This window comes from Bacillus sp. 3103sda1, assembly GCF_024159135.1.
Classification (GTDB): Bacteria; Bacillota; Bacilli; order Bacillales; family Bacillaceae_G; genus Bacillus_A; species Bacillus_A rhizoplanae.
Map to the genome: position 1 here is coordinate 2,211,793 of NZ_JAMYWS010000001.1, position 12,221 is coordinate 2,224,013.

9 protein-coding genes are annotated in these 12,221 nt (G+C 34.5%); 7 read left to right on the forward strand and 2 right to left on the reverse strand.

What is annotated here, in order from left to right; translation table 11 throughout:
- Positions 1-819: 819 nt before the first annotated feature.
- On the reverse strand, positions 820-2,157 hold the full coding sequence (locus NKR74_RS10990; RefSeq protein ID WP_253629557.1) for a hypothetical protein: 1,338 nt from the start codon (positions 2,155-2,157) through the stop codon (positions 820-822).
- A gap of 616 nt (positions 2,158-2,773) precedes the next feature.
- On the opposite strand from NKR74_RS10990, the gene cas10 reads away from it, so the two are divergent.
- The 7 genes from cas10 to NKR74_RS11025 all read left to right on the forward strand — a co-directional run bounded on the left by cas10 (position 2,774) and on the right by NKR74_RS11025 (position 10,971).
- Entirely contained in the window at positions 2,774-5,056 is a 2,283-nt protein-coding gene (gene cas10, locus NKR74_RS10995; protein ID WP_253629558.1) for a type III-A CRISPR-associated protein Cas10/Csm1, read from the forward strand.
- 5 nt (positions 5,057-5,061) lie between these two features.
- On the forward strand, positions 5,062-5,466 hold the full coding sequence (gene csm2, locus NKR74_RS11000) for a type III-A CRISPR-associated protein Csm2 (protein WP_253629559.1): 405 nt from the start codon (positions 5,062-5,064) through the stop codon (positions 5,464-5,466).
- A gap of 18 nt (positions 5,467-5,484) precedes the next feature.
- Positions 5,485-6,192: a type III-A CRISPR-associated RAMP protein Csm3 gene (gene csm3, locus NKR74_RS11005; protein ID WP_253629560.1), complete on the forward strand. Its 708-nt coding sequence runs from the start codon at positions 5,485-5,487 to the stop codon at positions 6,190-6,192.
- A 21-nt stretch (positions 6,193-6,213) separates the two neighbouring features.
- A complete protein-coding gene (gene csm4 / locus NKR74_RS11010; protein ID WP_253629561.1) occupies positions 6,214-7,140 on the forward strand; it encodes a type III-A CRISPR-associated RAMP protein Csm4 in 927 nt (308 codons plus the stop codon).
- 65 nt (positions 7,141-7,205) lie between these two features.
- Entirely contained in the window at positions 7,206-8,192 is a 987-nt protein-coding gene (cas6, locus tag NKR74_RS11015; protein ID WP_253629562.1) for a CRISPR system precrRNA processing endoribonuclease RAMP protein Cas6, read from the forward strand.
- Between the two features lie 118 nt (positions 8,193-8,310).
- Entirely contained in the window at positions 8,311-9,804 is a 1,494-nt protein-coding gene (locus NKR74_RS11020; protein ID WP_253629563.1) for a hypothetical protein, read from the forward strand.
- A gap of 639 nt (positions 9,805-10,443) precedes the next feature.
- A complete protein-coding gene (locus NKR74_RS11025) occupies positions 10,444-10,971 on the forward strand; it encodes a DUF6886 family protein (protein ID WP_253629564.1) in 528 nt (175 codons plus the stop codon).
- Positions 10,972-11,685: 714 nt separating this feature from the next.
- Here the strand turns inward: NKR74_RS11025 and NKR74_RS11030 are convergent.
- A complete protein-coding gene (locus tag NKR74_RS11030; RefSeq protein WP_253629565.1) occupies positions 11,686-12,093 on the reverse strand; it encodes a VOC family protein in 408 nt (135 codons plus the stop codon).
- Positions 12,094-12,221 lie beyond the last annotated feature (128 nt).

Consider the following 12,221-nt stretch of genomic DNA (forward strand, 5'->3'; position numbering starts at 1 on the left):
AGTAAGTTAATTATTGATTTGAAATAAAGTTTAACCGTTTATAAAAAAGTTTGATTAAAATACAACCTTTATTTCACAGCTACAACTGAAAAAGTCTATTGCACAATAAAAAGAAGCTGATTACCTACTATATGTAGATGATCAGCTTCTTTTTATTTTCTATAACATATTCTACTAGTTTTTAATCCTCTAAACGAGGGTTTTTCATTTCTACGGAAGCGGTTCACGGATTCCAATAAAACCATATTGTTTTGTCGTAATAGGTTCTCAAGTCTAACTTAGTGTTAATCCTCTAAACGAGGTCTTTTCATTTCTACTGCATCTTAATTCTACCTTACTCTCTCAAGGGTTTCAAGAACCAAATTACACACCTTACTTTTTGTTGCATCAGGACAAAAAGTATTATGTAAACTATGACTGGTTTGAAAATAATTTCATTATTCTGATATGCATAATAGCTGCGTACATAAAGCTTTTCATAATCAATTATAATATATTATAAAAATGACATGCTATTATAGCTTTGGGACACCTTTTATAAGCGTGTCATTAACTTCACTCAAATATGTTTCTAGCACATTTTTGATCGAACTTTATTATAAAATACGTGTTCTGAAATGTAGCCGACCTACGGTTTTAATCAATCTTTTTTCAAAAACAAATATTAAAAGTGTTGATAGACCAACGTTTATAGCATATTTTTGATTAAACTTTTTTATAAAGCTACATTAATCTAAGGTGAAGACTTGAATAAAAAACATTTCAAAGTATAAAAAACATGCTACCAGAACTTGGCAGCATGTTTTTGTATGTTCGTTTTTATAAATCTATATTATTACGGTTAAAGTATTTCTTTAATTTTTTACTCCCTTTTTTATATTTTTGCCTGTTGGAGAAGAATTCACTTATAGAGTAACGCAAAGAAAATGCTATTCCTCTAAAACGATCCCAAGTTACTCCGATAATAATAGCAACAGGTAAGAAAATGGCTAGTATAGTGCTCAAATATGGAATATCTGGGAACCAAGTATTGAATATAGAGTTTTTTATAAAAAGCCCCGGCCAAGAAAGGAGTGTTAATGTGCCGAGACCTATTGTCAGCCACCAAGAACGATCTTGCTGAGCAAAGTTTGTAAGCTGATCTAATTGCTCTGTTACATCATCATATAATTTTTGTATTTGGAGCTGCTTTTGCCAATAGTCTCGTAAAGTCTGCGGATATGGTCGCATACTAATATGAGAAAACCAAGATTTGTTTGTAAATTCTAAAAATAACATACGTAGGTATAATATTTGCTTTCGATGGTAAATTAAGTTTCTAACATCTGACAACCGAAGTGCCAAGTTATTTAGGAAGTCCATCTGGTATAAAGCAAGCAAGGCAATGTCCCTATAGATGGTGTGATGATATTCCCCATAGAATTCTTGATTAAATAAAATATTCTCATCTACAAGCACCATACCTCCGGATAAGGAAAAAGTTTGAAGCCGAGATTGGAACCGCTGAAGTACATCTGAATGCTCCGATTCTATGAACGAATCAGAAGGGTCTAACTCAAAAAAATCTTTTAATGCAGGGAGGTATGTATTCAATTGAACATTAACAAGAGAGCTATCAGTTGTTTTCAGTAGGCTGTAACCAAAAACCTTACCAACATGCGAAGATACATTGAAATGTAATTCATTCAATATGAGATTTATATAGTCGAAAAGTGTACATATAGTTTTTTTCATTCGGATATATACATTACTTTGACTGCTGCGAATAGTTGTAATCCAACTATTGAATTTCGTAATATCATGGATGTTGCCTTTAGTATGTAGTCTTAAGAGAAGATATGCTTGTTGAGGAAATAGGACAATTTCTGCTTTTTCAACCTTTATCTCTAGCAGCTGGGTATCATGTTCATTTTTAGAATACCCTGCAAAGCTCAATTCTGCATCCTGATCAATTTGTTTATGAAACCATTTCGTATCCTTGTACAAAAAGGAAGAGATTGCAGGAGAGAAATACGTTTGATATTTCTCATATAGATCTATCTCACTCCATTCAGTCGAGGATTTTAGTGTTTTTAAATACTTTCTATCATGGGATTCTATAGGAATAAACAACTCGGTCTGAACGTCAAATAAATTTGAAAGAGATTCATTGTCCATACCATGGCTCCTTTCGTATATAATAATTTCATTATAATCTGAATAAAAAGGAAAAATCATCCTGTTTATTAATTCATATACAAAACCTGAGACTTTGTACCTTACAAATTCAGTTTAAGGAGTGAAGAGCCCTTCTATTCTTGCGGTGGGAGTATGTTCATCAAGCGTTAGTCTATCGTGTTTTTGAATTAACTGTATAAAAAGTGATGGAGAAAATTTTGCGACAACATGCTAAAAGTAGTGAGAGTAAGTGGGAAAAGATTCTTGTTTTTTGTTTTAAGGGAAAAATCAATAGTGTGTCAAGTAACTGTGTTGAAAACCTTGGGGATGACTACCCTTTCCAAGGCTTTTTAATTTTTTTAGGTAGTAATGCCTACTGTCGGATTTAGTCTGAAAGTTCGCGCAACTACGATTGTATACTATTTTCTAATAATAAGTCACTTATGAAAATGTTGAGTTGCCTTAGCGTTTCCTAGTTCGTTTACAATCTACAAGCATAAATATTTACTTAGTTTAAATACTTCATATTTTCATATGGAAAATCTTGATTGAGGTATTAAAACTATATATCATATATATTAACAGAACATGAAAAAAATAGAAATGGGGGGATTTTATGCACAATGATCGACCCTTACAATGCGTTGAGAATGCTTTGATACTAGCTTTATATGAACGGATTTTTCAGTATAAAGCTAGTAAAGGGGAGAAAATAAAGCAAGAGCTCCAAAAGACAGAGTGGGGTAAAAAGTTGCTTGACGTTTGGGAAGACATAGAATCGTTTGGACATGTATGGAAAGCGCTGGGTGAACAAGTAGATAAGGGAATGGAGCCCTTAGTATCCGTGTTTAGCCAACTCAGAATTATGAATAGCAATACTGCTTCCCAACTTTCTTATTATGAACCAAAACCATGGCAAGAAGCCGTTTGTTATCCATCTTACAGCAAACCCACTACTAGTGACTTAGCGGATCATTGGGAAGAAATCGCGAATTCTTGGTTGAGATGGATTAGGAAAGCTCCAAATGAGTTAGAATCCAGGCTTGCTCATTTTTTAGATTGGGGAGACAAGTGGCTAGCTGCAGTACCAGTATCTAGAGACCTAAATTCTGTTTCACTAGCAATGCATTTTCGTCTAATGGCTGCACTTATAGTTGCATGTGGTGAAGGTACATCATTCCGGTTAGTAATTGGTGATATATCAGGTATTCAAAAATATTTAATGGACATTGCTCATATAGGTGCGGGTAAGGTTGCGAAACGCTTACGTGCACGAAGTTTTCTTCTAGGGTTGTTGGCAGACTCGGCAGCTCATGAATTGCTGCTCGAAGCAAAAATGCCAATGTTTAATCTACTTCTTTCAGCAGGCGGAATTTTCTACGCCATCCTCCCAGAATCATATTCAATTCAGGAGTGGCAACATCAAATAAACCACTACTATTATAAACGTTACCATGGGTTCATATGTTTGAACACAGCTTCTAAATCTGTTCAGTTACAAGATGTAAATGAATCATTCCCACATATATTAAATGGACTTTATCAAGAAATTCAGAAAGTGAAAGGAACACCATTTGTTAACATTTTGACTTCTGAAGAAGGAAAATGGAGTGAAAATGTTTTTATTCATCATTCTAATGAACAATCAGAGCCTTGTGCAAGTTGTCGTAAGTTTCCACGTTTTGAACATGTAAAGAATACAGAAGGATTTTGTCAAGCTTGTTTCCTAGACGAGGAGATAGGTCGTATTCTGCCAAAGGCTAAATATCTGCTGTTTAAGAGAAACGAAGGTATGATTTCTTTAGGAAAAAAAGTATCAGTGGATGTATTGAGCGAACTTCCAAGATCATTAGAGGAAGGGTACTTTCTTCAAGTATGGAATCAAGTAGAAGTATTAGGTGTAAATATTCCATTTCAACGAAAATGGGTAGCTAATTATGTACCTCTTCTAACTGAAAAAAGAAAGGAAACTCTAGAGAAACATGCAGACCCAAATGATAAATTAGAGGTAAGGTCTCCCTTGACATTCGGCCAAATTGCTACCCTGGGACAGGGGAGAGACTTATTGGGGTATTTAAAAGCTGACGTCGATAATTTGGGAATGTTGTTTTCTGTAGGCTTGATTCCAGAAGACGAGCAATGCGAATCGCAGAGAACATATACATTCTCTCACATAGTAACGTTAAGTAAGCTCTTAGAAAGGTTTTTCTCTGGTGGTATGAATAAATGGCTTTGGGAGAAGTATCATTTGACATATACGGTGTTCTCTGGTGGAGATGATCTCTTCCTAATTGGTCCATGGAGTGAGATATTATTTGTGGCTGAAGAAGTTAGGAAAAATTTTAGTCAGTACGTTTTAAACCCACAAGTAAGTTTATCTGCTGGTATTGATATTGTTAGAGCGAAGTTTTCTATAACGCATGCTTCACACCAAGTAGAAGATTTATTAAAGGCAGCAAAGGATGAACCTAATTGTATGCGGATAAGGAAAGGCATAGATAATGGGCGAAACCAGGTTAGTCTCATTGGTACTACAATGGAGTGGAGTAGCTTTAAAGATATTCGTGACGAGGCTATTAGAATAGCAAATTGGTGGAACGAGAAGAAATTATCTTCTTCTTTCCTATATCAACTTGTTAACTTTAGCCATATGTATCAGATGTATAAGCAAAAAGGTGAGAACGAATATTTAAAATTTGTTCCTATGCTTCACTACTCAATCCGCCGTAACTTAATTGATTCTTTAGATGTTGTGACGAATCAATGGAGTATGGATAATGAAGAATCTATCCATTGGGCGAAGTCACTTCAGAACATTTATGATGATAAAGTGGACTGGACTTGGGAATATATGAGGACTATTGTCCGATTAAGTAGTTTCTATAGGGAAGGAGCATAATCAAAATGAGCGTAAACAATACGTTTAGTTGGCAAACTTATCTTCAAGACGGGTACTTTGATGAAAACGGAAAGCCTAGAAAAGAATTATATATGGATTGGGCAGAAACTATTGCGAAGGAACTTGCCCAGAAGGGAATGACACGCGCCTCAATCCGGCGATTCTATGGTTTAATAAAAGGCTTAGAACCGTTCTTTAAGGATGAGCGTACATTTGAAGAGGAGAGACATCGACTTTATCCTGTTGTTCCGCTAGCTAATTATGTTGTAAATAAAGAAGATCAAAAACTTCCAGTTCAGTTTAAAGTTTTTATGGAAAGAAATACGGAAGAAGCCCTTAAAAGTTATAAACACTTTTTAGCCTTTATTGGTCATTTTCAAAGTGTAATAGCTTATTTCACAGGAAACTGATAGGGAGGGGAATAAAAGATGAAAGTAGTAAAGATTATCGAGATCACAGGTATAATAAAATGTGAGACGGGTCTTAGAATTGGCGGTTCAAAGGACTCAATAGAAATCGGCGGGTTAGATAATCCGATTATAAGACAGCCGTTAACAGATCTGCCCTATATACCAGGTTCTTCTGTAAAAGGAAAGCTTCGATCACTTCTAGAAGGCGTATATGGTAGGAAGCCTAAGAGCTCTCATCCTCGTGCTGCAGGTGAACCTTGTGGCTGTGCACATGAGACATGTCTAGTATGTCGAGTTTTTGGACCACACAAAAATTCTCATCACAAACTTGGGCCAACACGTTTGCTAGTGCGTGATTTTAAGTTAACAAATGAATCTAGAGAGAGCCTGCAGCATGCTAATGCTTCAAAGGGTATGTTTTATACAGAAATTAAAACAGAAAATATTATTGTTCGCACTACGGGTACTGCTGATAAGCCGAGAACATTTGAACGTGTACCTGAAGGGGCGGAATTTGACTTAAAGATGGTGTTGAAGATTTATGACAAAGATAACCAAGAGCAAGTAATTAACTTTATTAAGCAGGGTCTAAAGCTGTTGGAATCGGATTATCTTGGTGGTTCTGGTAGCCGTGGCTATGGACAGGTGTCATTTAAGAACTTGGAGTTCATTCCTCATGACGTAAATGAGAAGATTGATTTTATAAAGGAAGTAGGAAGTAAATAAAAGCTATCGGAGTGAATTCATATGAAGCTATATGAGATATGTTTAGAATTAGAAAGTCCATTCATGACTCCATGGCAAAGCGATATTTTGTTTGGGCATTTAGCTTGGGCTTACAGAGATTTATTTGGGGAGAAAGCCCTATTAGACTGGCTAGTTAAGTTTCAGGATGCACCTTTATTTGTTCTATCTGATGGTTTTATCCAAGGGAGTTTCCCACGCCCTCTGTTTCCTCCACCTGAGAGACAGGAGCAGTCCAAGAAGGAGAAAATAGAGAACATTAAAAGGGGTAAAAGACTGAAAAATCTAAAATTAATTCACGAAAGAGATTTCTATGCTTTTTTACAGGGAAACCCGATTTCTTTCTCAAACGAAGTAGAAGGAACTTATAAATCTGTAATTCAAGTTCATAATACTATAAGCCGAGATAGCGGAAGAAGTTTAGATACGGATGGGTTATTTGAAGAAGAAAGCACCTTATTAAAGGGTACGAATCGTATCTCAATATTTGTAAGAGTCCAAAATGAGAATAATTTAGAGTTATTACAGAAACTTATGTTGTATATTTCACTAACAGGATATGGCAGAAAAAAGAACCTTGGCTATGGTCAGTTTAAAGTGATAGATATCTTTGAAAGATTCGATTTAGATACAATGTCTCATGGAGCTGATGCTGTTGTGTGGTTGAGTTATGGTGTCCCGAGTAAAGAAGATCCAATCTCTGGATGGTATAAACTTGAAACAAAGTATGGAAAACTCGGTGGACGTATTTCAGAGTCAGAGAACTTGTTTAAAAAACCTTTAACCCGCATTATACCTGGTTCAATATTTGTAACAACTGAACCGAAGCCATACTATGGAAGAATGCTAAATAATATTTCTTTCAATAAAGATGTTGTTCAATATGCTTACGCATTAGCGCTGCCCGTTAAACTACCAAACTATCTTTAAAAAAGGAGATATCTCTTTTTATGGAATATCTCTTTCATTATTTTTAGCAATAAAGGAGCTTTATTATGGCTAACATAGAGGTTTCTTCTTTAGTAAAAATCAAACTGCAAGCAATAAAGTTAAGGATTACAATACAGGCTTTAGATAGCGGGGCAATGCCGAAAAATTCCTCATCCATCTTTCGCGGAATGTGGGGAAGAGAGATTAGGAAACGAACATGTATATATCCAAACCTGTCGTGTGAGAAATGTTCCTACATGCTAAATTGTGCGTATGGCTCAATATTCGAGCCAATAAGCGCAGTTTTTGCACCAGAACTTGCTTTTCAGACACGTTATCTCTCGCCGCCGTTAGTTGTTGAAGCACCTGTGTTTAATGAAGAATTTTGGAGCAAAGGACAAGAGAAGCAACTAGAAATTATCTTGTTTGGTGAAAACAGTTCTTACGCTCGATATTTTGTTGATACATTAGATATTATAGGAAAGCAATATGGTATAGGCTCAAAGCGAATCAAATTCCATATTAGTAAAGTAGAGCATGTCTCTAAAGCAGGTTTTGTTACTCGGGTTACCTCAAGTCAATTAAAAGATGATCAGCTACCTGTGGAATGGTGGGGATGGAAAGAGCCTACACATGAGATCAGCCAAGTTATGATACAAATTCAAACGCCTACACGTCTGTTAAAGTCTGGATACGTAATACGTGATATGGATGCAGAAGTGTTTTTACAGACGTGTGTACGGCGTACGCAATACCTTTGTAAGTTATATGGCGAGATAAAGCATCCACTACTCAAAGAAGATCTTAATGATATTATTAACTCCATACATTGTAGCTATGCAGAGGGGAAATGGGAAGACTGGCATAGGTACTCAGCAAAACAACAAAAGAGCATGAATCTTGGAGGCGTTGTGGGTATGTTTCAATTACAAGGTGACCTGAAAAAATTAGTTCCATACTTGCAATGTGGATCTTTTAGTCATATAGGAAAACAAACGGTATTTGGACTAGGAAAATATAAGGTGTGGATTCCCGCTGGTACATTAGTATAACTAAGAGAGTGTAGAGTGGGATTACAGAAAGTGCTATCAGTTTTCAGAAACTCCCGACAAACATTCGTACTAACTGACGGGAATGGATTTGAAGAATAGCTGCAATGGAGGGAAAACCATGAAAAATGTAGTTATATTCAATATAGGAAATCGTGATTTATATTTTAAAGAACCTATCGAAATACTTGGAGAAACATTTACAGATATTATTGCAAATAAATTAAGATTTCGGGAAATAAGTGAATACATCTCTGAAAACTATCAGGATTATAAAAATAAGATAATGTTCCCAATAGTTGAAAAGACACTTGAACGCATTAATAAGCGTAACAAAGAAAAGATTCATGAAATCATTCTCTTCACGTCGGATCAAGAAATGCCGCATTTTACAGATACTGTTCATGTGGCAAAAGTACTTCAAGCTTATTTAATGGATTTAAAACAAAGTCCGCAATTCAAGCATTTATTGGATGGGTTAAAAAAACCTATCATTCGATTCACTAAACAAAATCCTGCAGATTTGGATGTAATGAATGAATTTTATGAAGCGGAGATAGGACGCGTTGCGGGCAACTTGAGTTCAACCAATCAAGTATACGTATCCATTACAAGCGGGACTCCTGCTATGAGTACAATGTTGTTATTAAATAGCATGAAGTATTTGAAAAATAAGGTAGAAATTCTTTATCTGCCCAATAATTCAAATGTGCCTATTCAATTGCAAATTGGTAAAATTCTTATGAAGCAGAACTACATAGATACAATAAGGGAAAATATAGAGAACTACGATTATTATGCAGCATTGAAAATGATTCAGAGCCACTCTGAGGAATTTGAAGCAAAGCACTCTATTAATAACATTGAACAATTACTTCAATATGCTCATTCAAGAGCATCTTTTGACTTTGAAAAGGCAGAAGAAAGTATTCAGCAAGTATGGGATAACGGTCCTCAGTATAGACGTGTGGTTGAAGAACTTTATAATCAAATTTATGACTTGAATGATTCGAAAGATTCTAATATAAGCCGTATGATGTCTGAACTATATTGGAACATGTGGATGTTATATCAACGAGGACAATTTATTGATGTGGTAGGACGTGTGTTCCGCTTTCACGAAGAATCATTGCAACTAATTTTAAAAGATAGGCTAGAAATTGCTTTAAAGGAGAAAGGTAAATACGTAAATGAATCTTGGCTTACGGGACAGAAGAATTTACTGAACTTCCTAGAAAATTATAAAGGCGTTCGTGTGGAATTAGATCGCCCGCTTACTCGCTTTTCAATGGAAGCAATTATAGACTTTTATATCAAGCAAGGTAACAGCGAATTACAAATATTTCTCAATACATCTAAAGCCTTAGATAAACTTGCAGAGCTTCGTAATAAGCTTATTTTTGCCCATGGGTGGAAAGGATGTTCTGAGCAAGATATATATAATCACGTCAATAAAGAATTACCAATCAATGATGTTTCAGAATTAGAGGATACATTCTTTAGGATGCTGCGAACACAGCTTTTCGTTCTTTTTAACAATAATGAGCTGGGCGTGAGGAATATATATCAAGAAATGAATAAGGTACTACTTCAGTTTATTGACGATTTAAGATAGATTAGATAGAAATATAGCATCACAGTCCATTTACACAAATGCAACAAAAAATATATATAGGAAAAAGGTGTCTAAAAGGCACCTTTTTTCAAAAATTATATAATAATCCAGTTGTATAATAATAGTATTAGCTCTTGAAGTTTTTGGTAGAATTAGGTAAAATAAAGATACAGTAGATATAAAAACCTCGTTTAGAGGATTAATACCAATACTATAATTCGCCATTCCAATCACTCCCTATTTATGTAGAAATGAAAAACCCTCGTTTAGAGGATTAAAAACTAGTAGAACATGTCGATAGAAAATAAAAAGAAGCTGATCATCTACATATAGTTGATAATCAGCTTCTTTTTATTATGAAATAGGCTTTTTCAGTTGTAGCTTTGAAATAAAGTGTAGTTTTAAAATTAAGTTTGATTATGAAGAGGTAAAGCATCATATCTTTTTTAGAAACGTCGCAACTTTGTTCAAAACTTCGCGTCTTTTTTAGAAACATCGTGACTTTATTTCAAATTTTCACTTATTAGCGTTTTCATTATAGGCAAGCTATATGGAAATATGGTTTGTCGAGCTATATTGTATTCAAATTAAGAAAACAAGGGATAAGGACAAGGTAATGTATTTTAAGGAGGGAATCGTGTGCGGATATTCCATGTAAGTGAAGAGAGTCATATACAAGTGTTTCAGCCCCGAATACCTACTAGAACGGACTTAGATCCAAAGAAGGGACTTGTATGGGCAATCGATGATAAACGTTTACCTAACTTTTTAATGCCTAGAAATTGTCCACGCGTTTGCTATCATATTGGATCAAATACATCTGAAATCGACAAGCAAACATATATATCATCAAGATCATGTTCACATGTAGTAGTGATTGAAAACAAATGGTTTGAAACGATGAAAAATACTAAATTATACTTGTATGAATTTGATATAAAACAATTCACACTTCAAGATGAGATTGCTGGCTATTATGTAAGTGAAACAACACAAATTCCGATTGCTAAGTTAGAAGTAGTTGATTTATTTCAAGAACTGTTTAAACGTAATGTTGAATTACGTTTAGTAAATAACTTGTGGGACATTTGTGATGAAATTCAAAAAACAGCATTTAATTGGTCTATGTGCAGAATGGGTTTTGCGCAACCAAGGCTTAATGAATAAACTGTAATTCGGTAAACTTTTATAGGAAATGTTAGAAGCATTGAAATAGTTGGTTATAATATGTTTTTAAATTTCGGATACTCACTTATTATATAGTTTGTTACACAATACTTATAAATGACCTCGTTTACTACCACTATTGATTTGGAATAAAGTGTAACTGTTTAGAAAAAAAGTCGTACCGTTTTGAAATAAAGTTTGATTAAAATACAACCCTTATTTCAAAGCTACAACTGAAAAAGTCTATTGCAAAACAAAAAGAAGCTGATTACCTACTATATGTAGATGATTAGCTTCTTTTTGTTTTCTGTATATTTACATATTCTACTAGTTTTTAATCCTCTAAACGAGGTCTTTTCATTTCTGCAAAAAAGTTGCAACTTACGATCGCTGTGATGTGTTAATTCTCTAAACGAGGTCTTTTCATTTCTACTGCATCTTAATTCTACCTTACTCTCTCAAGGGTTTCAAGAACCAAATTACATGCCTTACTTTTTGTTGCATCAGGACAAAGAGTATTATGTAAACTACGGCTGGTTTGGAAATAATTTCATTATTCTGATATGTACAATAGCTGCGTACATAAAGCTTTTCATAATCAATTAAAATATATTATAAAAATGACACGCTATTATAGCTTTTGGACACCTTTTATGAGCGTGTCATTCCTTTAAGTTCAATCAAAAATGTTTCTGAAAGATTTTTGATTGAACTTTATTTAACAAGATTTAATTGCCAAGAAACACCATACTTATCTTGGACCCAAGCAAATTTTGCACTCCAAGGAGAAGCAGTTAATGGCATTAGTACCGCGCCATCCTCAGATAACTTATTAAAAACTCGATCAATTTCTTCTTCTGTATCACAAGAGACAAACAATGACATGGCGGGAGTAAATTGATGTACATCTTTATTACTATTATCAATACACATAAATTGTTGTCCTTTTAATGAAAATGTAGCATGTAACACAGTCCCTTCCGCGCCGGCTTCGTTCGTTCCATAACGAGAAATACTTATGATTTCTGATTGATCAAATATAGAAGTGTAATGTTTCATTGCCTCCTCGGCTGTTCCAAGGAACATTAAGAAGGTAGTAATTTTTTGATTTGAGATTTCCATTTTCTATTCACTCCTTTTATTAAATACAAAGAATTGTTCATTTTTACAAAACGAACATATATTCTTATCTATGCATTTATATTATCTTTATGGGTTCTTCATTGTCAATTGTTATCACTTTGCTTTCT